The following is a 24,986-nucleotide window of genomic DNA, read 5'->3' as shown; positions in this document are numbered from 1 at the left end:
GTTCGCGCGGGTCCGGGAAGGGATTCGTTCCGCCCAGCGGACCGCCCGGACGTTGGTAGCATGCAGTTCGTCCGGACGTCGTATCGGAGGCCCACGATGACGATCGACCCGAAGCCCCGCAGCCGCACGGTGACCGACGGGATCGAGGCGGCCCCCGCCCGGGGCATGCTCCGCGCCGTCGGGATGGGGGACGGCGACTGGCGCAAGCCGATCATCGGCGTCGCCAGTTCGTGGAACGAGATCACCCCGTGCAACCTGTCGCTGGACCGGCTCGCGCAGGCGTCGAAGGAAGGCGTGCACGCGGCCGGCGGCTACCCGCTGCAGTTCGGCACGATCTCGGTGTCCGACGGCATCTCCATGGGCCACGACGGCATGCACTTCTCGCTGGTTTCGCGCGAGGTCATCGCGGACTCCGTCGAGACGGTGATGCAGGCCGAGCGGCTCGACGGCTCGGTCCTGCTGGCCGGCTGCGACAAGTCGCTGCCGGGCATGCTGATGGCCGCGGCGCGCCTCGACCTCGCGTCGGTGTTCCTCTACGCGGGCACGATCGCCCCCGGCTGGGTGAAGCTCACCGACGGCACCGAGAAGGACGTCACGCTCATCGACGCCTTCGAGGCGGTCGGCGCGTGCCGCGCGGGCCGGCTCAAGACCGACGACCTGGACCGCATCGAGCGCGCGATCTGCCCCGGCGAAGGCGCCTGCGGCGGCATGTACACGGCGAACACGATGGCGTCGGCCGCCGAGGCGATGGGGATGAGCATGCCGGGCTCGGCCGCGCCGCCGTCCGCGGACCGCCGCCGCGACCACTACGCGCACCTCTCGGGCGAAGCGGTCGTCGGGCTGCTCGAAAAGGGCATCACCGCGCGGGACATCCTCACGCGGGAGGCGTTCGAGAACGCCATCACCGTCGTGATGGCCCTGGGCGGTTCGACCAACGCCGTCCTGCACCTGCTGGCCATCGCGCACGAGGCGAAGGTCGAGCTGACCCTCGACGACTTCAACCGCGTCGGCGACCGCGTCCCGCACCTGGGCGACCTGAAGCCGTTCGGCAAGTACGTCATGAACGACATCGACCGCCACGGCGGCATCCCGGTGCTGATGAAGGCCCTCCTCGACGAAGGCCTGATCCACGGCGGCGCGCTGACGGTCACCGGCCGCACGGTCGCGGAGAACCTCGCCGAGCTGGACCCGGACCCGATCGACGGCGAAGTCCTGCGCCGGCTGGACAACCCGCTGCACCCGACCGGCGGCATCACCATCCTGCGCGGCTCGCTCGCGCCCGAGGGCGCCGTCGTGAAGTCCGCGGGGTTCGACACCGCGAACTTCGAAGGCCCGGCGCGCGTGTTCGAGCGCGAGCAGGAGGCGATGGCGGCGCTGAACGAAGGCCGGATCGAAGCGGGCGACGTCGTCGTCATCCGCTACGAGGGTCCGAAGGGCGGCCCCGGCATGCGGGAGATGCTGGCGATCACCGCGGCGATCAAGGGCGCCGGCCTCGGCCGGGACGTCCTCCTGCTGACCGACGGCCGGTTCTCCGGCGGCACCACGGGCCTGTGCATCGGCCACGTCGCCCCGGAGGCGGTCGACGGCGGCCCGATCGCGTTCGTCCGCACCGGCGACCGGATCGCCGTCGACATCAAGGCGCGCAGCATCGACCTGCTGGTCGACGCGGCCGAGCTGGCCCGCCGGCGCGAGGGCTGGGAGCCGCTGCCGAACAAGTTCCCGGAAGGGGTGCTCGGGAAGTACGCGAAGCTGGTCCGGTCGTCGTCCTACGGCGCCGTCACGAGCTGAACGAGTGCGCGCTTGTCGACCTTGCCGACCTCGGTGAGCGGCAGCGCGTCGACGAAGTCCACGCCGGCCGGGACGTAGTGCTCCCGGCCGAAGGCCGCCCGCGCGTGGGCCCGGACCTCGTCGGCGCCGATCGGCCCGGTGGCGACGACGACGGCGTGCAGCAGCTGCCCGTCCGGGCCGGGGACGCCGAAAACGGCCGCACCGGCGACCGCGGGATGCGTCGCGATGGCGTGTTCGACGACGGTCGTGGGGATCTTCGTGCCGTGCTCGCCGACCACGACCACGTCGTCCGCGCGGTCGAGCAGGTAGAGGTAGCCCTCGTCGTCGAACCGGCCGAGGTCGCCGGTGCGGAGCCAGCCGGCGCCGACCGCCGGGCCGTCGAGGTAGCCGTCCATCATGGCCAGGCCGCGCACTTCGACCTCGCCGCCGGCGGTGAGCCGGGCTTCCATGCCGGGCACGATCCGGCCGACCGAGCCGAGCCGCTCCGGGCGGTCGACCAGTTCGGCGGCGGAGATGCTCGCGATCATCGGGGCTTCGGTGAGGCCGTACCCCTGGCCGACGACCGGCCCGAACACGTCGAGCGCCTGCGCGAGCCGGTGCGGCGGCAGCGGCGCGGCGCCGAGGGACAGGGAGCGGACGCTGCCGAGGTCGGTCGTCTCGCGCGCCGGGTGGTCGAGGAGCGCCGCCAGCCGCGGCGGGGTCAGCGAGAGCGTGTCGATCCGGTGCTCCTGGATCGCGGCGAGGACCGCGCCCGCGTCGAAGCCGTCGTGCACCACGACGGTGTCGCGCCGCAGGAGCGCGCCGAGCACGGTGGCGTTGCCGGTCATGTGCGTCATCGGGGCGACGAGCAGCGTGCGGCCCGGGCCGTCCGGGGACGGCGCGAAGATGTGCGCCATGCCGTCGTAGATGCCGCTGTGGCGGATGAGCTTCGGGGTGCCGGTGGTGCCACCGGTGGGGAAGAGGAGGCTGACCGTTTCCGGCGGGTCGAGCGGCTCGGGCTCGCCGTCGAGGTCGTCGAGGGTGCGGACGTCTTCGCCGGGCCAGTGCCGCGGGCGGTCGGTGACGACGGTGGTCACGCCCGGGTAGCGCGGCCCGTCCGGTGCGGAGGCCGGGACCAGCAGGACGGTCGCCCCGCGCAGGAGGGCGGCGAGCTGCACGAGGACGGTCTCCGGCCGGTTGCGGAGGTCGACCGCGACGACCCCGGCCCGGCCGAGGCCCGCGTGCAGCCGGTGGAGCCGGTCGCGGGCCTGGTGGTACGTCGTGACGCCATCCTGGATGAACAGGGGGCGGTCACCGCCGTCTTCGAGCGCGGCGAGGACCTTCGTCAGGAAGAAGCTCACCCGGGGACGGTACTCAGTCCTGGTAGGAGAGTTTTTCGAGCTCGGTGTCGAAGTCGAACCAGTCGCTCTCGCTGCCGGCCGGTGTGACGTCGTAGGTCCGGTCCAGGAAGGCCGCGATCTCCTTCGCGGGCGCCTCGAGCACGGCGGCGCCGTCGGGGGAGTTCAGCTCGACGACGACCAGGGCGGGGTCGCCGGCCGGGCCGATCCGGACGTCGCCGTCGCCGCACCGGGCGAGCAGGCCGTCGGCCAGCAGATCGCGGCCGAACAGCCACCGGACCGCACTCGGGCCGGCGTGCAGCACCACGGCGACCGCGTACGGGTCGCGGGTGTCGTACTCCAGCTCGGCGGGCACCGGCCGCGGGCCGGCCCCGAAGGTGCGCAGGGCGAAGTCGATGCGGGCGCTGGTCACGCTGTGCGGGTCGGTCATCGGACCGCCTTTGCTACTCGTCGGTTAACTTCGGCTTGTTCCAGGGATAACGCATAGTGAGTTCAACGCCCAGCGTTCCGAAAAACTTTCACACTTCGGGGTGATCAAGAAGTGTCGGAGGTCACCGCCGGCGTGGCCGAACGGGCACTTTCTCACGCAGTGTGATGCGGCGTTCATCGAGCCGACGAATGGCGGTAGAAAGGTTTCGTGGCCACACCCCCGAGGCAGCGGCACTTCGTGGTGCTCAACGACGCGCCGGTCGGCGACGGCACCGACGACGACCTGCTGGAGGTCACCCAGGTGGCCCGCGGCCTCGCCGACCTCATCGTCGCCTCCCGCGGCGCCGCGCCGTTCACACTGGCCGTCGACGGCGCGTGGGGCATGGGCAAGAGCAGCCTCATGCACCGGCTCGAGGCGACGCTGGCCCACGAGCCCGGAGTGTCGGCGGTGTGGTTCAACGCGTGGACCTCAGGCCGTGCGAGCGCGCTGGAGGGCCTGATCAAGTCGGTGCTGCTGCGGTTCGACCGCAACGTCCTCCGGCGCGCGCTGCGGTCGATGTCCCGGCGGGCCCACCTGTTCGGTGTGGTGCGCGGTGCCGGTCTCGCACTGGCCAGCTTCTTCGGCGTCGGGCGGGTCGTCGACGAGATGTGGCAGCGGATGTCGCTGGACGCCCAGGCCCGCAACGAGATCAAAGGGGTCCTGCGGGACGCGTTCGGGGCGTGGCTGGCCAAGGGCGGGTCCGCGGGCGGCGGCCGGCTGCTGGTGGTGTTCGTCGACGACCTGGACCGGTGCGCGAGTCCGCCGGCGTCGCCGAACCGGCGGCCGCGGTCGAGTACCTCGAGAAGATCGTCCAGATCAGCTACCGCATCCCGGTCCCTTCGGTGGAACAGGCGACCCGCTTGGTGGACGGTTACCTGGCCCGCTCGCACACCGGCGGGCTGTTCGGCGAGTCGCTGAAGGACGTGATCATCGCGCGCTCCGGCCGCAACCCGCGGCGGATCAAGCGGCTGATCAACAGCTTCGTGCTGGAGTACCACCTCAACCGGTCCTGGAACGAGGTCGGCCTGGAGAACCTGGTCAAGGTGATCCTGCTCCAGCACTTCTACCCCGGTTTCTACCGACTGCTGGCCAACCCGCGCCACGCCGACGTCATCAGCGAGTTCCTGACCTACCACGAGTACCGGGCCGGGGTGAGGGACGGCGGCGAGCTGGACCAGGACCGCTGGGCGGTGGTGTTCGGGGCGAAGGGGCTCCGTCCGCCTCGAGGCCCGGAGTCGCTGGCCGAGCTGGAGGGCGAGCTGCCCGGCGAGTTCCCGGCCCTCGCCGCGGACCGGGACTTCGTGGCATTGCTCAGGAGCATCGACGGGCCCAGCGACCGCCTGGTGGAGCAGTTGCGCCGTCGCCCGCTGGCGACGGTCGAGCCGCCGGTCCTGCCCGCCGCGTCCCTTCGGGGGTCGCGGGCCCTGCGCGTCCGGCTGCCACCGGGGCTCGCGCTCCGGTCCCGGCTGCGTCGGCTGCACGTCGTGTGGATCGACGACCAGCCGGGGAACAACACGGACCTCGCCGCGTACCTCTCCGCGTGCGGAGTCCAGCTGGACGTGGTGACCCACCGGGACGCCGTGTCGTTTTCGCCGGCCACCCCGGACGCCGTGCTTTCCGACTTCTGCCGCGGCGCGGACAACGACGCGGGCATCGACGACCTCGCCTGTTTCCGCCGGAGCTACGGCGGTCCGGTGCTGTTCTTCTCCGGCCGGATCCCCGACCTCGCGCTCCACGAGCGGATCAGGCATCTTCGGGCCGAGGGCCCCACGAACGTCGAGTACGACGTCGTGCACTGGCTCGAGCGCCTGGCGGCGATCAAGGATCCGGCCGTTCGCCATTGGGACGCCCAGCCGCCGGCCTTCTGACGCACCTACGCACAAGCCCTTCGGAGCCGCTCGGCCACCGGATGGGTCGAGGCCCCGGAGTTGGGCCTTCCGGGTGGGAAGGGCTACTGCGCACCAGTCCGCGCCGCCGTCCAGCCGCGAACCCCTGTCGAGGCCGGAGGGCGTGGTGGGTGACGTGGAGGTTGCCGGACATGGGTGAACGTGGACGGCTACGGCTGCATCCGGGGGAGACACCGGTGCCCCCGCCGAGCGCCGAGGAACTGCTGCGACGGGTGGCGGCGGGGGACGAGACGGCGTTCTCGTCGCTCTACGACCTCGTCGCCGGACCGGTGCTCGGGCTGGTGACGCGCGTGCTGCGCAACCACGCGCAAGCCGAGGAAGTGGCTCAGGAGGTTCTGGTGGAGGTGTGGCGCAAGGCCGCGAGGTACGTCCCGGAGCGCGGGAGCGCGCTCTCGTGGGTGCTGACGATCGCGCACCGCCGGGCCGTCGACCGCGTGCGCTCGCACCAGGCCGTCCTCGACCGCGAAGACCGGGCGGGGCGGATGGACGTGCGGCGGCCGTTCGACGAGGTCACCGAGTCCACTTTGGCCGGTCTGGACCAGCAGCGGGTGCGGCAGTGCCTGTCCGCGCTCACCGACCTGCAGCGCGAGTCGATCGTGCTCGCCTACTACAACGGCTACACCTACCCCGAGGTCGCCGAGGTGCTGAAGGTGGCGCCGGGGACCGTGAAGACCCGGATCCGCGACGGCCTGATCCGGCTGCGTGACTGCCTGGGGGTGGACCGATGACCGCCGAGCTGCACACGCTGACCGGGGCCTACGCGCTCGACGCCGTGTCCGATGTGGACCGGGCCGAGTTCGAACGGCACCTCGGGGAGTGCCCCGCCTGCCGGCAGGAGGTCGACGAGCTGCGCGCGACCGGCGCCCGGCTCGGCGTGGCCGCCGGGGTGACGCCGCCACCGGAGCTGAAGCTGGTCGTGCTCGCCGACGTGGCCCGCACCCGCCAGCTCCCGCCGAGAGTGCCGGTGGTGCGCAAGCTCAGCCGTGCCAAAACGTGGCAGCTGCGCATCGCGCTGTTCGGGGCCGCCGCGGCGGCCGTGGTGGCGGTGGTCGTGGCCGGCGTGCAGACCACCACCGTCCCGCAGCAGAAGGCCGACCCGGTGCTGGCCGCCCCGGACGCCACGGCGATCCAGGGAACCGGCGAGGGCAGCTCGACGCTCGTGGTTTCCCGCAGCCGCAACCAGGCCGTCCTGCTCGCGTCCGGGCTGCCGGCCCTCGACGCGGCGCACGTCTACCAGGTGTGGCTGATCGGCAAGGGCGGCGCGCACTCGGCCGGGCTGATGCAGCCGGAGTCACCGGACCGCATGCGGCCCATGGCGACCGGCCTCCCGGCGGGCGTCGACCGGATCGGGATCACGGTCGAGCCCGCGGGCGGTTCTCCCGGCCCGACGACGCCGGCGGTCGCCCGGATCGACCTGACCTGACCTGACCACAGGGAGCGCCGGACGCGCCCCAATGTGGCGTTGGGTGCGCTGGACGCACCGAACGCCACATTGGGTGCGCTGGACGCACCGAACGCCACATTGGGGCGCATGCGGCCCCTGATCACCAGCCGGCGGGGAGCGCCAAGCCCCGACCACCAGACTCTGAACAGGAGTGCGATGAGCACCTCGACTGCCGAACGACCGGTCGCGGCCGAACCCCGGCTGGGCCGGTGGGTCGCGGCGGCGCTGGGCGTCGTGGCGCTCGCCGCGGCCCTCGCGGCGGGCCACCTGATCGCCGGGCTGGTCGGCGTCAACGCGTCGCCGTACCTCGCGGTCGGCAACGGCGCGATCGACCTGACCCCGGTGCAGCTCAAGGACTTCGCGGTCCGCACCTTCGGCACGTACGACAAGCTCGTGCTGCTGTCGGGGATGGCCGTCGTCATGGTGGCCGTCGCGGCGGTGGCGGGCCTGCTCTCCCGCCGCACGCCGTGGCCGGGGATCGTCGTGGTCACCGGGTTCGGCCTGGTCGGGCTGGTCGCGGTGTACGCCCGGCCCGATCTCGGCGCGGTCGCGCTGCTCGCCCCGCTGGCCAGCCTGGTCGCCGGGGTCGCCGCGTTCGTCCTGCTGCACCGCCTCGCCCGGCGCGACGTCGTGAGCGAGCCCGCGGCCGGCTCCTCGCGCCGGACGGTCCTGCTTGCGGGCGCCGGTGTCGTCGTCGGGGCCGGGGTGGCGGGCGCCGGCGGGCAGCTGCTCGCCGGCAGCCGGGACGCGGCTTCGTCGCGGGAGGCGGTCGGCCGGCTGGTCCCGGTGCGCACCGCGCCGATGATCCCGGCCGACGCCGACTTCGCGAAGCTCGGTACGCCGACCTTCGTCACCCGCAACGCCGACTTCTACCGCGTGGACACCGCGTTGTCCGTCCCGCAGGTGCGCACCGAAGACTGGAGCCTGCGGCTGCACGGCATGGTGGACCGCGAGGTCCGCTACGGCTACGGCGATATCCGCAACCGCCCGCTCGTCGAACGCACCATCACCATGACCTGCGTGTCCAACGAGGTCGGCGGCACGTACGTGTCCACCGCGAACTTCATCGGCGTCGACCTGGCCGACCTGCTGGAAGAAGCCGGGGTGCGCCCGGGTGCCGAGCAGCTCTATTCGTCCAGTGTGGACGGCTGGACGTCGGGCAGCCCGGTCGCCGCGGCGATGGACCGCGGCCGCGGCGCCATGCTCGCCATCGGGATGAACGGCGAGCCGCTGCCGATCGAACACGGATTCCCGGCCCGGCTGGTCATCCCCGGGCTGTACGGGTACGTGTCGGCCACGAAATGGGTGACCGACCTCGAAGTGACGACGTGGCGGGCGCGGCAGGCCTATTGGCTGAAACGCGGCTGGAGCCGGGAAGCGCCGATCAAGACGGAATCGCGGATCGACACGCCGAAGGGTTTCGAAACCGTCCCTTCGGGGAAGGTCCGGGTGGCCGGGATCGCCTGGGCGCAGCACACCGGCGTCGCGAAGGTCGAGGTGCGGATCGACGGCGGCCCGTGGCGGGAAGCCATGCTGTCCCACGAAGTCAACCTGGAAACCTGGCGTATGTGGTGGATCGAGTTCGACGCCGCGCCCGGCGGGCACCAGGTCGTCTGCCGTGCGACCGACAAAAGCGGGTACACGCAGACCGAAATGCGTGCCGGCACCGTTCCCGACGGTGCGACCGGGTGGCACAACATCGCTTTCACCGCCCAGTGACCCAGATCACCCCATCGGGTGGCAATCCGATTTCCGAGTAGTTCCGAATACCCGTCAAGAAGAAGTTCTCAGTTGATTGTGGGAGTGATTTTCGTGACCAAGCTTCGTGTCGCCGGAATCGGCGTCGCCGCTGTCGCCGCCCTTTCGCTGACCGCGTGCAGCAGCAGCGACACCGCTTCGTCGGGCAGCTCCAGCAGCTCGATGGCGCCGTCGTCGTCGATGGCGGCGCCGTCGTCCAGCATGGCCGCCGGTTCGGGTGACGGCGTGACCACCAACGCCGACGTGTTCGGCCCGGCCTGTTCCCAGCTGCCGCAGGGGTCCGCCCCCGGTTCGCTGGACTCGATGGGCCCGCAGCCGGTCGCCTCGGCCGCGTCGACCAACCCGCTGCTGACCAAGCTGGTGGCGGCCGTCAAGGCCACCAACCTGGTCGACACGCTCAACAGCCAGCCGGCCATCACGGTGTTCGCGCCGGCCGACCCGGCGTTCGCCGCGCTGGGTGACGCCAAGTTCGCCGAGCTGGCCGGCAAGCCCGCCGAGCTGGCGCCGATCCTGCAGTACCACGTCGTGGGCAAGCGCTACGACGCCAAGGGCCTCGCGTCCGCGGGCTCGCTCGACTCGCTCAACACCGCTGGTGGCCCGCTGAAGATCGAGGGTTCCGGCGAGAACATGACGGTCAACGGCGCGAAGATCCTGTGCGGCAACATCCCCACGAAGAACGCCACGGTCTTCGTGATCGACAAGGTGCTGACCCCGGGCACCAACAAGTAGGTCAGGAGTTCCGGCCCAGCGCCGGGCCGAGGCGTTCCGCGATGTCGGTGAGGATCTGCACGTAGTCTTCGTGGTCGAAGGTGAACGGCAGGGCGAAAGCCACCTCGTCGACTTCGCGGAACGCCTTGTGCGCGTGGAGCCGCTCGGCGATCTCGGCCGACGTGCCCACGAAGTCGGGGGAGAAGAGCATCCGGGCCGGGCCCTGCGGTTCGGCCGTGCGCGGCAGCCGTTTCCGGGCGTAGTCCTCGTATTTCGCCCGCTGCTCCGGCGTAGCGCTGTCGGTCGGGATCACGACCAGGCCCTGGGAGACGCGGGCCGCCGCGCCGTCCGGGTGGTGGGCCCGGAACGCTTCGATGTGCGACAGCTGGATTTCCGCGAAGTCCGTGCTGTCGCCTTCGGCCTTGACCACGCTGCTGGTCAGGAAGTTCATCGCGTGCCGGCCCGCCCACTCGGCCGAGCGCAGGCTCGCCCCGCCGTACCAGAGGCGGTCGCCGAGCCCGGGCGCCTGGGGCTGCACGCGGTCGGAGAACACCTCGAAACCCTGCGTCCCGCTGAACCCGGTGGCCGGCTTGCCGCGCACGAACCCGAGCAGCCGTTCCACCCGGTCGTAGGAGAAGTCTTCGACGTCGGCGGTGTCCGGGTAGAGGGCCTGCTTGACGTCGTCCCACCGCATCGGCGGCCCGACGCTCAGCCCGGGGTTGAGCCGCCCGCCGGACAGCAGGTCGACGGTGGCGAGGTCCTCGGCGAGCCGCAGCGGGTTCTCCCAGCCGAGCGGGATGACGGCGGTGCCGAGGTGGATCCGGCTGGTCCGCTGCGACGCGGCGGCCAGCACGGCGACCGGCGACGAGATGCCGTACTGCAGGTGGCGGTGCCGCACCCAGGCGCTGTCGAACCCGAGCCGCTCACCCAGTTCGATGATCTCGAGGGTCGACTCGTGCCCCCGGCGCGGGTCCGCCGCGTCGAAGAGGCCGATGGTCAGGAAGCCGAGCTTCCGCAGTGGTCGTGACACCCCGCCGATTCTGCTCCGGCACTCCGGGGTGTCCCACCTGGTGGACTACCGCCCCCGCAGCCGGTCCAGCCCGTCGAGGACGAGGTCCAGGCCGAACTCGAACTCGGCTTGGTCGTCGCACCAGCCCAGCGTCGAATCCGGGTCGTCGTGGGCGATCTCGCTCAGCATGGCCACCAGGTTCGGCAGCTGCGCGACCACTTCCGCCGGGACCTTGGCCGACGCGTCCGGGCCGGGGTCGAACGGCTCCTGGCTGAACCCCAGTGCCCGGCTGCCGAGCGCGTGCAGCGCGTGGTGGATCCGGTCGTGCGAGAAGCCGCCTTCGCGCATCAAGGCGACCAGGCTGTCGTAGTACTTCAGCACCGCGAGGCTCGTCGACGACCGCGTCCCGAACAGCGCCGGCGCCCAGCGGTGGCGGAGGAACACCTCGCGGGCGGTGAGGATGCGCCGCCGGGCCGTGCTCTTCCAGTCCGGGCCGCTGTCCAGGCGGGCGACCGTCTCGTTGATCTCCTGGGCCACGACGTCGACGATCCCGTCGAGCACGTCTTCCTTCTTGGCCACGTGGTAGTAGAGCGACATCGCCTCGGCGCCGAGCTCCTCCGCGAGCCGCCGCATCGTCACCGCGGCCAGGCCGTGCTCGTCGGCGAGCGCGACGGCCGTGCGCAGGACGCGCTCCCGGCTCAGCGGGATCCGGGCTTCGGTGGTCACGCCCAAGATCGTACAACGTAAGGCTCCCTTGACGCGCGTCCGGCCCGGGGCTACCTTACGGCGTAAGACTTACAACGTAAGACTCCTCTGGCCAGCGTTGGCCCGAGGCTCCCTTACGCTGTAAGACTTACAACGTAAGGGAGATGCGATGAAGGCCCTCGTCCAGCGTGTGTACGGCCCGCCCGACAGTCTGACCTGGGAAGACGTGCCTGATCCCGTACCCGCGGAAGGCGAGGTCCTGGTCCGGGTCCACGCCACCTCGGTCAACCCGTACGACTGGCACTTCCTCAGAGGCGAGCCCCGCGTGGCGCGCCTGATGACCGGCGGCTTCGGGCTTCGCCGCCCGCCGGTGGGTGTGCTCGGCTGCGACCTCGCCGGCCGGGTCGAAACCGCCGGGACGCGCTTCGCGCCCGGCGACGACGTCTACGCGCTCCTGCCGAGGGGCGCCCACGCCGAGTACGTCTGCGTGCCCGAAGACCTGCTGGCCCCGATGCCGGCGAACCTGTCGCACGAGCAGGCCGCGACGATGCCGATGGCGGCCGTCACCGCGCTGCTCTCGCTGCGGGGTGTCGCACCCGGGCAGCGGGTGCTCGTCAACGGTGCTTCCGGCGGTGTCGGCACCTTCGCCGTCCAGCTGGCCAAGGCGCTCGGCGCGCACGTCGACGCCGTGTGCGGCGCGGCCAACGCCGACCTGGTCCGCGCACTCGGTGCCGAGCACGTCTTCGACCACCGGACCGAAGACTTCACGCGCGGCGGCCGCCGCTACGCCTTCGTGCTGGACGTCGCCGGCAGCCGGTCGGTGTTCGCCTGCCGCCGGATCCTCGAGCGCGACGGCACGTTCGTCGCCGTCGGCGGCCCGGCCGGGCGCTGGCTGCAGCCCGCCGGGCACGTCTTCGCCGCACTGGCCGCCGGGCCGTTGGCGCGGCGGCGGGTCGTGCTCGCCGACGCGGTGGCCTGCCCGGACAAGCAGGCCGTCCTGGGCGAGCTGGCCGCGTTCGCCGAGTCCGGCGCGCTCACGCCGGTCATCGACCGGACCTACCCGTTCGACGACCTGCGTGCCGCGTTCGCCTACCAGGAAGCCGGGCACACCAGGGGAAAGGTCGCCGTCAGTCTCGCAGCGCGGTGATCCCGGTGAGCTCTTCGGGGCTCAGGACGAGGTCCTGCGCGGCGAGGTTCTCGCGCACGTGCGCGAGCGAGGTCGTGCCGGGGATGGGCAGCACGGCGGGCGAGCGGTCGAGCAGCCAGGCGAGCGCGACCTGGGAGACGGTGGCGCCGTGGCGCGCCGCGATCGGTTCGAGGACGGCGCGGACGGCCGCCGGCCCGGCGGTGTCGGTCGGCGCGCCCGGCGTGCTGAGCGACACCGGCTGCCACGGGACGAAGACCGCGCCGGCCTCGGTGGCGGCGTCGAGCAACGGCTGCTCGTGCCGGTCCACGACGTTGTAGTGCGCGGTGACGGCGGCGATCTCGACGATCTCCCGCGCGGCCTTCAGCTGCTCCAGGGTCACGTTGGACAGGCCGATGTGCCCGATCACGCCTTCCTGCCGCAGTTCGGCGAGCGTGCCGACCTGGTCTTCGAAGGACGCGTCCTGCGCGTAGCCGCTGTGCAGGTAGTAGAGGTCGATCCGCTCGACGCCGAGGCGGCGCGCGCTCAGCATCGCGGACTGGCGCAGGTACTGGCGGTGCCCGATCGCGGCGATCGTCGAGATCTCCGGGCCGCTGCGGACGAAGCCGCCCTTGGTCGCGAGCACCAGGTGGTCCGGGTACGGGTGGAGGGCTTCGCGGATCAGCTGCTCGTTGGTGTGCGGGCCGTAGACGTCGGCGGTGTCGATCAGCGTCACGCCGGCGTCGACGACCCGGCGCAGCAGCTCGATGCCCGCGGCCCGGTCGGGGTAGTCGCCCCAGTGGCCGGGGCCGGTGAGCCGCATCGCGCCGTAGCCGATCCGGCCGGTCGTCCGGTCGCCGAGCTGGAGGGTGGTTCGTTCGGTCATGACTCCACCGTCGCCCGGTTCCGGGTGGCGGACCAGGGAGGGAACTGCCTATGCACCCTGGTACCAGGCACGCGGCGGGCGGTCTTGCGACACTGGGGGCATGGCAGGTACCGAACTGGGCGAGTTCCTGCGGGCTCGCCGCGCCGCGCTCGACCCGCGCCGGGCCGGGCTGCCCGACGACGGGCGCTTGCGGCGGGTGCCGGGCCTGCGCCGGGAGGAGCTGGCGCAGCTCGCGCACATCAGCATCGACTACGTGGTCCGGCTGGAGCAGGGCCGCACGCGGCGCGTGTCGCGGCCGGTCCTCGACGCGCTCGCGGACGCGCTGCAGCTGGCCCCGGACGAGCGCGCCTACCTGTTCACCCTCGCCGACGTCGCCCCGGAGCCGCCGGCGCCGGCCGAGGACCACGTCGCGGGCCCGCTGCGGCAGCTGCTCGACGGCATGCCGGACGTCCCGGCGATGGTGCTGAACCGGCGTCAGGACGTGCTGGCCTGGAACCGCGCGGCCGTCGCGCTGCTGGGCGACTTCGGGGCGCGGCCGCGCCCCGAGCGCAACCTGATCCGGCTGACGTTCCTCGACGAGGACTACCGCGCCCGCTACGCGGACTGGCCGCGGGCGGCGGGTGCGTGCGTCGAGGTGCTGCGGATGGAGGCGGGCCGCGACCCGGCCGACCCGGTGCTCGCCGCGCTCGTCGGCGAGTTGCTGGAGAAGGACGCGGACTTCCGGCTGTGGTGGGACCGCCACCAGGTGCGCGGGGCCCGGGAGCTGACCAAGACCTACCGGCACCCGGTGGCGGGCCCGGTCACCCTGGACGTCCAGCAGTTCGCCGTCGAGACGCACCCGGGTCAGCGGCTGGTGGCCTACACCGCCGAACCCGGGTCACCGTCGGAAGAGGCGCTGCGGTTCCTGCTGCAGTGGTCCGCCGAGCCCGCGGAACGCTGACCGCGGGCCCGGCGGCCGGGCGTCAGCCGCTGTGCGGGCAGTTGCCCCGGTAGTCCGAAATGGACAGGCTGGTACCCGGGATCGGGCAGAGGAACTGCTCGTAGCGGGTGTCGTTGTCGATGAACCGCTTGAGCCAGGACAGCGTGTACTTCGCGATCGTCGTGTTCGACGAGTTGGGCGCGAAGTGGCTGGCGCCGCGCAGTTCGAGGTACGCCTTGTCCAAAGAGGACGGCAGGCTGGTGTAGAACGGGATCGAGTGCGACGCCACCGGCGCGATGGTGTCCGCCTCCGCCCCGACCACCAGGGTCGGCACGCGCACCGTCGACCAGCTCTTCGTCAGGTTCCATCCGGTCAGCGGCACGGCGGCCTGCAGCGACGGCCGTGAGCGCGCGGCTTCGAGCGTGCCGCCGCCGCCCATCGAGTGCCCGACGACGCCGAGCCGGCTGCTGTCGATGCGGGACCGGACCGAGCTCTGCTGGGTGAGGTAGTCGAGCGAGGCCAGCAGCTGCCTGCCCCGGCTGTCGGGCTGGTCGCTGGTGGTCAGGGTGTCGATGGTGAAGACCACGAAGCCCTGGGACGCCAGGCGCGGGCCCAGCCAGGCCATGCTCGACTGCGTGGCGGTGAAGCCCGGCGCGATCGAAACCGCGCCGAACGTGCCGGCGGTCGTGCTCGTCGGGTAGTAGATGGTGCCGCCCCCGAAGCCGGAGACGGCCAGCCTCGACACGGTGGCGGTGCTGGTCGCGAAGCTGCCCCGGCTGGCCTCGATGCTGGCCGTGGTCGGGTCGGGCCCCCGTTCGTAGGGGTTGTCGGCAGCGGGTGCCGGCGACGCGACCGCGGCGGTCACCGCCAGCGCGGCGGCGAAAACCCCGGCGGCCTTGGCGCGCCACGGGCGGCGGCGGGAAATTTTCTCACCCGGGCCTGACGACGTCGGCGGGCTGGTGAGTACGGACATTGGATCGCTCTCTTTCCCCGGGCAGGCGAAAGCGGGCCCGGACACGGACGGGCGGACCGATGGAACCGTTGCACGGCAACCAAGAGCGTGCCGCGTGCCGGGCGCGGGGTAACCGCTTTCCGGTCGCCTTATGAAACACTTCGACGAAATGTTCCACAACGGCCGAACGGGTGAGTGGTTGACAGACTGTGCGGTCGCTCAGTGACCCGCACTCACGCGCGTGACAAATCTGCCGCTCCCGGAACGTCATGAAAGAGTCGTTCATGACGTCCGGCGCGGTGAACGACTCGTTCATGACGTGCGGGCCGGGGTTCCGGGCGGGCGTCGTGTCCGGCCTGGCAGTTGTGCGGCCGGGTGGCCGGGGCGTGACCGCGTGACTGGTGGGTCTGCGGAGGCTGGTGTTCTGGGCCCGGATGCCGCCACATTGGGGCGCATCCGCCGGCTCGGCTCGAGCGTGGCGCCGGATGTCATGAACGAGTCGTTCATGACGCCAGGCGCGGTGAACGACTCGTTCATGACGTGCCGGCGAGGGGGTCAGCGGGCGGCGCCCGGCTCCAGAGCGCCGCGGACGAGCGTGTCCAGCAACGTCGTCGCCACCGTCAGGTCCACCGTGCGCGCCGCCAGTACGTCCGAGTACAGGAACGACTCCCCGAGCCGGACCACCGCGAACGCCAGGTCCGGCAGGCCCACCAACGGCGTCAGGCCGGCCGCCTCGGCGTCGGCCCGGAACAGCTCCACGTGCTGGTCGACCAATGCCGGCTGGACCGCTCCGCGCGGGTCGGTCAGCACCCTCAGCGCGACCGTCGACTCCGCCTCGATCAGCTTGCGCATGCCGTCGCTGGCGGCGACTTCGCGGCGGTACTCCTCCATGACCCACAGGCAGCGCAGGCGGCCTTCCGGGGTGCGGACCGCGTCGCCGTGGGTGGTGTGCCAGCCGTCGAGGGCGCGCTGCCAGGTTCGGTCGGACAGCAGGCGCAGGCCCGCGCCCATGAGGTCGTCGCGGTTGCCGACGCGGCGGAAGAACGTGGTGCGCGAGATCCCCAGTTCGGCGGCCATCCGGCCGAGGTCGAGGCGGGTGCCGGCGACCAGCAGGCGCGCGGCGTGCCGGACGATGTCGTCGGTCGAGACGGTCACCGGCCACACCCTATCCCGCAGGTCGCCGCCGGTTACCTTGAAGTGCGCGGCGCCCCTTCGGTTAGCTTGGTGGCGTGCGCGTAGACATCTGGTCCGATCTGGTCTGTCCCTGGTGTTATCTCGGCAAACGCCGCTTCGAGCGGGCGGTCGCCGAGCTCGGTGTCGAGGTCGAGGTGGTGCACCACTCGTTCCAGCTCGACCCGTCGTTCCCGCGCGGGACTTCGCGGCCGACGCGTGAGGTGCTGGCCGAAAAGTACGGCCGCACACTGGAAGAAGCCGACGCGATGGAAGCGCAGATGGAAGAGCGCGCGGCCGCCGACGGTCTCGAGTACCACCTGGACGGTGTCCACATGGGCAACACCGTCGACGGCCACCGGCTGGTCCACCTCGCCGGTGACCGCGGCCTGGCCGACGCCGTCGTCGACCGGTTCTACCGCGCGCACTTCACCGAGCGCCGGTCGCTGTTCGACCGCGACTCGCTGGTGGAGCTGGCCGCCGAAGCGGGGCTCGACGCCGGGGAAGCGCGGGCCGTGCTCGAGTCCGACGCCTACGAAGCCGAAGTCGCGGCGGACGGCGAGCAGGCCCGCGCCCTCGGCGCGTCCGGCGTCCCGTTCTTCGTGGTCGACCAGCGCTTCGGGGTGTCCGGCGCCCAGTCGGCCGAGGTGTTCGCGCAGGTGCTGACGCGCGCGGCGGAGGTCAGCGGCGCCGCCGCCGGCTGAACCGCGACCGGTCGGTGGCGACGCCGGCCAGGTGCAGGGCGACGCACAGCAGCCCGGCGGTGGTCAGCGTCCCGGTCGTGACGACCGGGCCGAGCCCGAACCCGGCCAGCTCCATCAACAGGGCTAGCCCGAAGAGCACGGCGGCGAGAATGGCGAGCATGACGGCCTCGTTTCGGTGGGGATGACGCCGAATGGTCCACACCATTGCGACGTTTGCGGTACCGGTGGTCCCGGCTTGGTGGCCGGTAATGCCCCGGCACCCGCGCGGTGAAACGAGAACTTCCGCTTGGGGGCGCCCCCCGTTTTCCACGCTACCGGCAGGCACCGACAATTCCGCGGCCCCGGCGGTGTTGTCCGGTGCCTGGCTTCCGCGCCACCTCGTGGTCTCGCCGTCGGGCTGGTGCGCTCGTTGGCGCCGTGCAGCGGGTTCGCGCGGTGCTGCCGAGGTCGCGAATGGGTCATTCGGGACCGCGGAGATCCCCAATGACCCATTCGCGACCACGCTGGGTCCCGCGCCGGCACCGCGCCGCGTCAGGCCGGGGGCGCCGCGGTGCTGGAACGCAGCACGAGTTCCGTCGGCACGCTCACCGGTTCCCCCGCCTCCGCCCCCGTCTCGATCTCCGTCAGCAGCGCCGCCACCGCGTGCCGCCCGACCGCTTCGAACGACTGCCGGATCGTCGTCAGGGGTGGCCAGAAGTGCGCCGACTCCTCCATGTCGTCGAACCCGACCACGCTCACCTCGCCCGGCACGGACCGGCCCGCCTCGTGCAACGCCCGCAGCAACCCCAGTGCCATCTGGTCGTTCGCCGCGAACACCGCCGTCACCGACGGGTCGGCCGCCAGCGTCAAACCCGCTTCGTACCCCGAAGAAGGGGACCAGTCGCCGGTCAGCACCGGCGGTACGAACGCGCCCGCGAGCTCCAAAGTGGACCGCCACGACTTCCGGCGCCGTTCGGCCGAATAGGACTGCGGCGGGCCCGCGATGTGCCACACCGTCTCGTGCCCCAGCGAAAGCAGGTGCCGGGTCGCCGTCGCGGCGCCGTCGGCCTGGTCGGTGTCGACGACCGGGTAGTCGTACCGGGCGCTGGAGTCGATCACCACCACCGGGAGCCCGTGCGGCAGCTCGATCGAGCTCTGGTCGAGCTGGTGCTGCTCGATCAGGATGATCACGCCGTCGACCGCCTGCTCGTTGAGCTTGCTGAACGCGCCCGTCACCTCGCCCTGCGTCGGGCGCGTCACCGGCATCAGGATGATCGAGAACCCCTGCGCGACGACCGCCGCCGCGATGGCGTCGAGGGTGCGGCTGTTGCCGAACGTCGGGAGCGCCGAAATGATCACGCCGATGCTGCGGAACTTGCCGTTGCGCAGCGCGCGGGCCGCGCTGTTGGGGCGGTAGCCGATCCGGCGCATCGCGGCGAGCACCCGGTCGCGCGTGGCGTCGTCGACGTTCGTCTTGCCGTTCGCGACCCGGGACACGGTCTGGCCGGAGACCCCAGCCTCGCGCGCGACGTCCGCCATCGACGGTCCACGGCGCGGGGATGCAGTCGGCACGGGTGGCTCCTCGAGGTGTCCTGGACATGTTTACGTCAACACGTTACCCTCCGACCGTCCATGTTGACGTAAACATCCGCACGAACACCGGAGGGACGATGACGTCCACAGCGGCACCGCCCGTCGCGGCACCGGCTCGCCCGGCGCCGCCGGCCCGCCGCCGGCGGCGGAACTGGCGCGGCTGGCTCTTCGTCGCCCCCTTCATGCTGGTGTTCGCGCTGACCTTCATCGCGCCCGTTGTCTACGCGTTCGTCCTCAGCCTCTTCCGCGACCAGGCCTTCTTCGGCGGCACGGTCTTCGTCGGCGCCGACAACTACGCGCAGGTGCTGGCCGACCCGAAGTTCTGGGAGTCCTTCCAGCGGGTGCTGGTGTTCCTCGCCGTGCAGGTGCCGATCATGCTGCTGCTCGCGCTGGTCGCGGCGCTGGCGATCGACAGCGCCCGGCTGCACGCCGCCGGGTTCTTCCGGATCGTGATCTTCCTGCCGTACGCGGTGCCCGCCGTGGTCGCCGCGCTGATGTGGGGCTTCATCTACGGCGACCACTTCGGGCTCGCCGCGGACCTCAACCACCTGCTCGGCACCGACGCCGTGAAGCCGCTGTCCCAGAACTGGCTGCTCACCTCGATCGGCAACGTCGTGACCTGGGAGTTCGTCGGCTACAACATGCTCATCTTCTACTCGGCGCTGAAGGTGATCCCCAAGGAGCTGTTCGAAGCCGCCGCGATCGACGGCGCCGGCACGTTCCGCACGATCTTCTCCGTCAAGCTCCCCGCGATCCGCGGCGCCGTCGTGATCGCGACCATCTTCTCGATCATCGGCAGCTTCCAGCTGTTCAACGAGCCGAACATCATGCGCAACCTGGTGCCGAACGTGATCGGCACCTTCTACACGCCGAACATGTACGCCTACAACCTTTCCTTCGCCGGTCAGCAGTACAACTACTCCGCCACGGTCGCGATCGTGATGGGCGTGATCACCGCGGTCATCGCCTACGTCGTGCAGCTGCGCGGTACCCGGAAGGGGATGTGACGTGGCCACGTTCTCGGTGACGCGGCCGAAGAAGTCGCGCACGCTCACCGCCGTCATGGCGCTGTACCTGCTCTACACCCTGGTCCCGCTCGCGTGGCTGGTGATCAACGCGACCAAGACGCAGGCGGCCCTGTTCTCGACGTCGGGCCTGTCCTTCGGCGGCCCGTTCGCGCTGTTCGACAACATCGGCCAGACGTTCACCTACAACAACGGGATCTTCTTCCGCTGGCTGGGCAACACGCTCCTGTACGTCGTGGTCGGCGCCGGCGGGGCGACGATCCTCGCCACGGCGGCGGGGTACGGGCTGGCCAAGTACCGCTTCCCGGGCCGTCGCGCGGTGTTCGCCGTCGTGCTCGGCGCGGTCGCCGTGCCCGCCACCGCGCTCGCCGTGCCGACGTTCCTGATGTTCAGCAAGCTCGGGCTGACCAACACCCCGCTGGCCATCATCATCCCGTCGCTGATCAGCCCGTTCGGCCTCTACCTGATCTGGGTCTACGCCGCCGACGCCATCCCCGACGAGCTGCTCGAAGCGGCGCGGATCGACGGCGCGGGAGAGTTCCGGATCTTCCTCACCGTGACGCTGCGCCAGCTCGTCCCGGGGATTGTGACCGTCGCGCTGTTCACCATGGTGCAGACCTGGAACAACTACTTCCTGCCGCTGATCATGCTCAGCGAGCCCAAGTGGTATCCGCTGACCGTCGGGCTGAACCAGTGGAGCGCGCAGGCCAACGGCGCCGGCGCGCAGCCGATCTTCAACCTCGTGCTCACCGGATCGCTGCTCACCATCATCCCACTCGTCCTCGCTTTCCTGCTCATGCAACGGTTCTGGCAGTCCGGGCTGAGCGCCGGGAGCGTCAAGCAATAAGCCGTCACACCGTCGTGAAGGGACACTCGATGTCACGCATCCGCAGTCGCGCCAAGGCGTTCGCCGCCGTCGCGCTGGCCGCCGCCCTGGCGGTCGGCTGCTCCTCCGGGAGCTCGTCCGGGCCCGCCGCCGCCACCGGCACCCAGGACTCCGTCGACGCCGCGCTCAAGGCGGGCGGGACGATCACCTACTGGAGCTGGACCCCCTCGGCCAAGGACCAGGTCGCCGCGTTCGAGAAGGAATACCCGAACGTCAAGGTGAACTACGTCAACGCCGGCACGAACAAGGACGAGTACACCAAGCTGCAGAACGCGATCAAGGCGGGCTCCGGCGCGCCGGACGTCGCGCAGATCGAGTACTACGCCCTCCCGCAGTTCGCGCTGACCGATTCACTGGCCGACCTCAACCAGTTCGGCTTCGGCTCGTTCGAAAAGGACTACAGCGCCTCGACGTGGGCGCAGGTGAAGAACGGCAACGGGGTCTACGGCCTGCCGCAGGACTCCGGACCGATGGCGCTGTTCTACAACAAGGAAGTCTTCGACAAGAACGCCATCGCCGTGCCGAAGACGTGGGAGGAGTACGTCGCCGCGGCGAAGAAGCTGCACACCGCCGACCCGACGAAGTACATCACCTCCGACACCGGCGACCCCGGGTTCGCGCTGAGCATGATCTGGCAGGCCGGCGGGCACCCGTTCGGCGTCGACGGCCGGAACGTGAAGGTGAACTTCGCCGACGCGGGCACCAAGAAGTGGACCGCGATGTGGGACCAGCTGATCCAGGGCAAGCTGCTCGCCCCGGTCAAGGAGTGGTCCGACGACTGGTTCCGCGCCCTCGGCGACGGCACCATCTCCTCCCTCGTCACCGGCGCCTGGATGCCGGGCAACTTCATCTCTTCGGTCCCCGGCGGCAGCGGCAAGTGGGCGGTGGCGCCGATGCCGACCTACGACGGGCAGCAGGCGGTCACCGCGGAAAACGGCGGCAGCACGCAGTCGGTGCTCAAGCAGAGCAAGAACCCGGCGCTCGCCGCGGCGTTCGTGCGCTGGCTCAACCACGGCGGCGGTGTCCAGCCGTTCATCAAGAGCGGCGGGTTCCCGTCCACGACGGCCGACCTGACCTCGCCCGCGTTCGTCGACCAGGCCGCGCCGTACTTCGCCGGCCAGAAGATCAACCAGGTGCTCACCCAGGCGTCGAAGGACGTCGCCCCGGGCTGGACCTACCTGCCGTACCAGACCTACGCCAACAGCGTGTTCAGCGACACCGCGGGCAAGGCCTACCTGAACGGCACCGGTCTCGACGCCGGGCTGGCGGCCTGGCAGCAGGCCATCGTGGACTACGGCAACCAGCAGGGCTTCACGGTCAGCGCGGGATGACCGTCCACATCGAAGGCGACGCGGGCCAGGTCATCGGCCCGGTCCCGCGTCGCCTCTTCGGCTCGTTCGTCGAGCACATGGGCCGGTCCGTGTACACCGGGTTGTACGAACCCGGACACTCCACTTCGGACGATCGCGGCTTCCGCGGTGATGTCCTGGAGCTGGTCCGGGAGCTCGGGCCGACCGTCGTCCGTTACCCCGGCGGCAACTTCGTCTCCGGCTACCGCTGGGAGGACGGCGTCGGCCCGGACCGGCCCGCCCGGCTCGACCCGGCCTGGCACAGCGTGGAGTCCAACCGCTTCGGCCTGCACGAATTCGTCGCGTGGGCCGAAGCCGCGGGTACCGAGGTGATGTACGCGGTCAACCTCGGTACCCGCGGCATCCAGGAAGCCGCCGACGTCCTGGAGTACTGCAACCACGCCGGTGGCACGGCGCTGAGCGAGCGGCGGCGCGCGAACGGCGCCGACCGCCCGTTCGGCTTCAAGCTGTGGTGCCTGGGCAACGAGATGGACGGCCCGTGGCAGATCGGCCACAAGACCGCCGACGAGTACGGCCGCCTGGCCGCCGAGACCGCGCGGGTCATGCGGATGATCGACCCCGGCGTCGAACTCGTCGTCGCGGGCAGCTCCCACGCGGACATGCCGACGTTCGGCGACTGGGAGCGGACGGTGCTGCGCCACACGGCCGGGCTCGCCGACCACATCTCGCTGCACGCCTACTACCAGGAACTACACGGCGACACCGACAGCTACCTGGCCAGCGGCGCCGCGCTCGACGCCTACATCGGCACGGTGGCGGGGATCATCGACGAACTCGGGCTGGACGTCGGGATCAGCGTCGACGAGTGGAACGTCTGGGACCTGCGCCGCTGGAACGAGGTCGACCAGGCCCGGCTCGCCGAGGGCGGCTGGCGGGAGCACCCGAGGATCATCGAGGACGACTACACCGTCACCGACGCGGTCGTCGTCGGCTCGCTGCTGAGTTCGCTGCTGCGCAACGTCGACCGCGTCACGATGGCGAACCAGGCGCAGCTGGTGAACGTCATCGCGCCGATCCGCACCGAGCCCGGCGGCCCGGCCTGGCGGCAGTCGACGTTCCACCCGTTCCAGCGGGTCGCCGCGCTGGCCGGCGGGGCGAGCCTGCGCCTGGCCGTCGAAGGCCCGCGGCTGCGCACCGCGCAGCACGGCGAAGTCGACCTCGTCGACGTCGCCGCGACGGTCGAAGAATCCGGGCGGGGCGCGGTGTTCCTGACCAACCGCGCCACGGCGTCGCCGACCGAGGTCCGCCTCCGGCTCCGCGGCGCCCGGTTCGGCGTGTACGCCGCCGAAACCCTGACCGCGCCCGCCGGCGAATCCCGGCACGCCGTCAACACCGCCGTCTCGCAACCGGTCCGGCCGGTGCCGCTCCCCGGCACCGCCACGACGTCCGACCCAGGGGGGACCACCATCACCGCGACACTGCCACCCTTGTCCTGGACGGTGCTCCAGCTGAGCCCGGAGGCGGGCCGGCATGCCTGAGTTCGCCATCGGGGACACCGACTTCCTGCTGGACGGCCGTCCGTTCCGGATCCTTTCCGGTGCCCTGCACTACTTCCGGGTGCACCCGGACCTGTGGGCCGACCGGATCGACAAGGCCCGGCGGATGGGCCTCAACACCATCGAAACGTACGTGCCGTGGAACGCGCACGCCCCCGAGCCCGGCGTCTTCGACCTCACCGGCGGGCTCGACCTGGACCGCTTCCTGCGGCTCGTCGCCGAAGCCGGGATGTACGCGATCGTCCGGCCCGGCCCGTACATCTGCGCCGAATGGGACAACGGCGGCCTGCCGGCCTGGCTGTTCCGCGACCCGGAGGTGGGGGTGCGGCGGTTCGAGCCGCGGTACCTCGCCGCCGTGCGCGAGTACCTCACGCGCGTCTACGAAGTCGTGGTGCCGCACCAGGTCGACCGCGGCGGGCCGGTGCTGCTGGTCCAGGTCGAGAACGAGTACGGCGCGTTCGGCGACGACAAGCGCTACCTGAAAGCGCTCGCCGAGCACACGCGCGCGGCCGGCATCACCGTGCCGCTGACCACAGTGGACCAGCCGACCCCGGAGATGCTCGAGGCGGGCAGCCTCGACGGCTTGCACCGCACCGCTTCCTTCGGCTCCGGCGCGCGGGAGCGGCTGGCGATCCTGCGGGCGCACCAGCCGACCGGGCCGCTGATGTGCAGCGAGTTCTGGAACGGCTGGTTCGACAACTGGGGCGCGCACCACCACACGACCCCGGCCGCGGACTCGGCGGCCGAGCTCGACGCGCTGCTCGCGGCCGGCGCGTCGGTCAACCTCTACATGTTCCACGGCGGCACCAACTTCGGGTTCACCAACGGCGCCAACGACAAGGGCGTCTACCAGCCGATCGTGACGTCCTACGACTACGACGCGCCGCTGGACGAAGCCGGTGACCCGACGCCGAAGTACCACGCCTTCCGCGACGTGATCGCCCGCTACCACAAGGTTCCCGACACCGTCCCGCCCCCGGCGCGCCCGGCGCCGACCCCGCACGGGGTCCTGCGCGACCCGGTGCGGCTGCTCGACGCGCCGGATCGCTGGGGCACCTGGGAGTTCCACGAGGAACTGCCCGCGTTCGACGACCTGACCCCGATGCCGCGGCTGGCGTTGCTGCGCTGCGCTGTCGACGGCGACAGCCCCGGCGTGCTGACCTTCGGCGAGGTGCGCGACCGCGCGACGGTGTTCTTCGACGGCGACCCGGTGGGCACGCTCTCGCGGGAGCACCACGACCGCGCGATCGCGCTGCCGCGGGCGGCGGGCGAGCTCCTGGTGCTGGTCGAGGACCAGGGCCGGGTCGACTACGGCCCGCGGATCGGCGAGGCGAAGGGCATCGTCGGCGGCGCCGAACTGCACGGCGAGCCGCTGACCGGCTGGGACGTGCTGCCGCTCGACCTGTCCGAGGTGCCTTCGCTGCGGCCGTCGGCGCGGACCGCGGTGACCGGCCCGCTGGCCGGACCGGTGCTGCTGCGCGCCGACATCGATGTCGACGCGCCCGCCGACCTCTTCCTCGACACCGGGGCGTGGGGCAAGGGCCTGGCCTGGTTCAACGGCTTCCCGCTCGGCCGGTACTGGCGGCGCGGGCCGCAGCGGACGTTGTACGTGCCGCGCCCGGTGGTCCGGGCCGGCGGCAACGAACTCGTCGTGCTCGAACTGGGCACGATGCTCGACCCCGCGGCCCGGTTCACGCCGCGGCCGTCGCTGGGCCACACGGAGGCCTGAGAAGTCCCCACCGCACCGAAGGGCAGTTC

Annotated in this window: 24 protein-coding genes; 15 read left to right on the top strand and 9 right to left on the bottom strand. The window is 71.5% G+C overall.

Translation table 11 applies throughout. The features are described 5' to 3' along the window. Positions 1-96 precede the first annotated feature (96 nt). Positions 97-1,788 (top strand): dihydroxy-acid dehydratase, encoded by a 1,692-nt coding sequence (ilvD, locus tag AB5J73_RS02095; protein ID WP_370967532.1) that lies wholly within the window; start codon positions 97-99, stop codon positions 1,786-1,788. On the opposite strand, the gene AB5J73_RS02090 is transcribed toward ilvD, so the two are convergent. Together AB5J73_RS02090 and AB5J73_RS02085 are read right to left on the bottom strand one after the other, a co-directional pair. Then, entirely contained in the window at positions 1,767-3,128 is a 1,362-nt protein-coding gene (locus AB5J73_RS02090; protein ID WP_370967530.1) for a class I adenylate-forming enzyme family protein, read from the bottom strand. The two genes, ilvD and AB5J73_RS02090, sit on opposite strands and share 22 nt — an antisense overlap. Positions 3,129-3,141: 13 nt before the next feature. Further along, on the bottom strand, positions 3,142-3,555 hold the full coding sequence (locus tag AB5J73_RS02085; RefSeq protein WP_370967528.1) for an SsgA family sporulation/cell division regulator: 414 nt from the start codon (positions 3,553-3,555) through the stop codon (positions 3,142-3,144). Between the two features lie 207 nt (positions 3,556-3,762). Here AB5J73_RS02085 and AB5J73_RS02080 point away from each other — a divergent pair, with 207 nt between their 5' ends. From AB5J73_RS02080 to AB5J73_RS02060, 5 genes are all read left to right on the top strand, one after another. Continuing rightward, the gene (locus AB5J73_RS02080; RefSeq protein WP_370967526.1) at positions 3,763-4,512 is read left to right on the top strand and encodes a P-loop NTPase fold protein; all 750 of its coding nucleotides are present in this window, start codon (positions 3,763-3,765) and stop codon (positions 4,510-4,512) included. A 1,120-nt stretch (positions 4,513-5,632) separates the two neighbouring features. After that, positions 5,633-6,229 (top strand): ECF RNA polymerase sigma factor SigK, encoded by a 597-nt coding sequence (gene sigK, locus AB5J73_RS02075; RefSeq protein ID WP_370967523.1) that lies wholly within the window; start codon positions 5,633-5,635, stop codon positions 6,227-6,229. Then, positions 6,226-6,924, top strand: a complete 699-nt coding sequence (locus tag AB5J73_RS02070) for an anti-sigma factor domain-containing protein (protein ID WP_370967521.1) — start codon at positions 6,226-6,228, stop codon at positions 6,922-6,924. The genes sigK and AB5J73_RS02070 overlap by 4 nt, the downstream gene beginning before the upstream one ends. 177 nt (positions 6,925-7,101) lie before the next feature. Beyond that, positions 7,102-8,664, top strand: coding sequence for a molybdopterin-dependent oxidoreductase (locus tag AB5J73_RS02065; RefSeq protein WP_370967519.1), 1,563 nt, complete (start codon positions 7,102-7,104; stop codon positions 8,662-8,664). A 93-nt stretch (positions 8,665-8,757) separates the two neighbouring features. After that, positions 8,758-9,432, top strand: coding sequence for a fasciclin domain-containing protein (locus AB5J73_RS02060; RefSeq protein ID WP_370967517.1), 675 nt, complete (start codon positions 8,758-8,760; stop codon positions 9,430-9,432). A 1-nt stretch (position 9,433) separates the two neighbouring features. Here AB5J73_RS02060 and AB5J73_RS02055 read toward each other — a convergent pair whose 3' ends face one another. Both AB5J73_RS02055 and AB5J73_RS02050 read right to left on the bottom strand, forming a co-directional pair. Next, complete coding sequence (locus AB5J73_RS02055) at positions 9,434-10,441, bottom strand: LLM class flavin-dependent oxidoreductase (protein ID WP_370967515.1); 1,008 nt, start codon at positions 10,439-10,441, stop codon at positions 9,434-9,436. Positions 10,442-10,486: 45 nt separating this feature from the next. Next, entirely contained in the window at positions 10,487-11,146 is a 660-nt protein-coding gene (locus AB5J73_RS02050; RefSeq protein WP_370967513.1) for a TetR/AcrR family transcriptional regulator C-terminal domain-containing protein, read from the bottom strand. Positions 11,147-11,294: 148 nt separating this feature from the next. Between AB5J73_RS02050 and AB5J73_RS02045 the strand changes: the two genes are divergently transcribed. Next, positions 11,295-12,272 (top strand): NAD(P)-dependent alcohol dehydrogenase, encoded by a 978-nt coding sequence (locus AB5J73_RS02045; RefSeq protein WP_370967511.1) that lies wholly within the window; start codon positions 11,295-11,297, stop codon positions 12,270-12,272. On the opposite strand, the gene AB5J73_RS02040 is transcribed toward AB5J73_RS02045, so the two are convergent. Then, positions 12,253-13,134: an aldo/keto reductase gene (locus AB5J73_RS02040; RefSeq protein ID WP_370967508.1), complete on the bottom strand. Its 882-nt coding sequence runs from the start codon at positions 13,132-13,134 to the stop codon at positions 12,253-12,255. The genes AB5J73_RS02045 and AB5J73_RS02040 overlap by 20 nt on opposite strands. 100 nt (positions 13,135-13,234) lie before the next feature. Here AB5J73_RS02040 and AB5J73_RS02035 point away from each other — a divergent pair, with 100 nt between their 5' ends. Further along, positions 13,235-14,074, top strand: coding sequence for a helix-turn-helix transcriptional regulator (locus AB5J73_RS02035; RefSeq protein ID WP_370967506.1), 840 nt, complete (start codon positions 13,235-13,237; stop codon positions 14,072-14,074). Positions 14,075-14,096: 22 nt separating this feature from the next. Here AB5J73_RS02035 and AB5J73_RS02030 read toward each other — a convergent pair whose 3' ends face one another. After that, positions 14,097-15,026 carry an alpha/beta hydrolase family protein gene (locus tag AB5J73_RS02030; RefSeq protein ID WP_370967504.1) on the bottom strand — a complete coding sequence of 310 codons (930 nt, stop codon included), beginning with the start codon at positions 15,024-15,026 and terminating at the stop codon, positions 14,097-14,099. 248 nt (positions 15,027-15,274) lie between these two features. Between AB5J73_RS02030 and AB5J73_RS02025 the strand changes: the two genes are divergently transcribed. Continuing rightward, a complete protein-coding gene (locus tag AB5J73_RS02025; RefSeq protein ID WP_370967502.1) occupies positions 15,275-15,403 on the top strand; it encodes a hypothetical protein in 129 nt (42 codons plus the stop codon). A 157-nt stretch (positions 15,404-15,560) separates the two neighbouring features. Here the strand turns inward: AB5J73_RS02025 and AB5J73_RS02020 are convergent, their stop codons facing one another. Continuing rightward, positions 15,561-16,160 carry a QsdR family transcriptional regulator gene (locus tag AB5J73_RS02020; RefSeq protein ID WP_370967500.1) on the bottom strand — a complete coding sequence of 200 codons (600 nt, stop codon included), beginning with the start codon at positions 16,158-16,160 and terminating at the stop codon, positions 15,561-15,563. 86 nt (positions 16,161-16,246) lie between these two features. Here AB5J73_RS02020 and AB5J73_RS02015 point away from each other — a divergent pair, with 86 nt between their 5' ends. Continuing rightward, positions 16,247-16,879 (top strand): DsbA family oxidoreductase, encoded by a 633-nt coding sequence (locus AB5J73_RS02015; protein ID WP_370972867.1) that lies wholly within the window; start codon positions 16,247-16,249, stop codon positions 16,877-16,879. Here AB5J73_RS02015 and AB5J73_RS02010 read toward each other — a convergent pair. After that, entirely contained in the window at positions 16,857-17,039 is a 183-nt protein-coding gene (locus tag AB5J73_RS02010) for a hypothetical protein (RefSeq protein WP_160701928.1), read from the bottom strand. The two genes, AB5J73_RS02015 and AB5J73_RS02010, sit on opposite strands and share 23 nt — an antisense overlap. A 371-nt stretch (positions 17,040-17,410) precedes the next feature. Next, the gene (locus tag AB5J73_RS02005; protein ID WP_370972865.1) at positions 17,411-18,397 is read right to left on the bottom strand and encodes a LacI family DNA-binding transcriptional regulator; all 987 of its coding nucleotides are present in this window, start codon (positions 18,395-18,397) and stop codon (positions 17,411-17,413) included. Positions 18,398-18,528: 131 nt separating this feature from the next. Between AB5J73_RS02005 and AB5J73_RS02000 the strand changes: the two genes are divergently transcribed. Genes AB5J73_RS02000 through AB5J73_RS01980 form a run of 5 tightly spaced genes read left to right on the top strand, consistent with a single transcriptional unit; the run spans position 18,529 to position 24,957 of the window. Next, positions 18,529-19,458, top strand: a complete 930-nt coding sequence (locus AB5J73_RS02000; protein ID WP_370967498.1) for a carbohydrate ABC transporter permease — start codon at positions 18,529-18,531, stop codon at positions 19,456-19,458. Between the two features lies 1 nt (position 19,459). After that, entirely contained in the window at positions 19,460-20,323 is an 864-nt protein-coding gene (locus AB5J73_RS01995; RefSeq protein ID WP_370967496.1) for a carbohydrate ABC transporter permease, read from the top strand. A gap of 29 nt (positions 20,324-20,352) precedes the next feature. Continuing rightward, entirely contained in the window at positions 20,353-21,693 is a 1,341-nt protein-coding gene (locus AB5J73_RS01990; RefSeq protein WP_370967494.1) for an ABC transporter substrate-binding protein, read from the top strand. Next, positions 21,690-23,210 (top strand): alpha-N-arabinofuranosidase, encoded by a 1,521-nt coding sequence (locus AB5J73_RS01985; protein ID WP_370967492.1) that lies wholly within the window; start codon positions 21,690-21,692, stop codon positions 23,208-23,210. The genes AB5J73_RS01990 and AB5J73_RS01985 overlap by 4 nt, the downstream gene beginning before the upstream one ends. Continuing rightward, positions 23,203-24,957 (top strand): beta-galactosidase family protein, encoded by a 1,755-nt coding sequence (locus AB5J73_RS01980; protein ID WP_370967490.1) that lies wholly within the window; start codon positions 23,203-23,205, stop codon positions 24,955-24,957. Before AB5J73_RS01985 ends, AB5J73_RS01980 begins: the two co-directional genes overlap by 8 nt. The last annotated feature ends 29 nt before the right edge of the window (positions 24,958-24,986 follow it).

This window comes from Amycolatopsis sp. cg9 (assembly GCF_041346945.1).
Classification (GTDB): domain Bacteria; phylum Actinomycetota; class Actinomycetes; order Mycobacteriales; family Pseudonocardiaceae; genus Amycolatopsis.
This window is presented reverse-complemented; position numbering and strand designations above follow the sequence as displayed.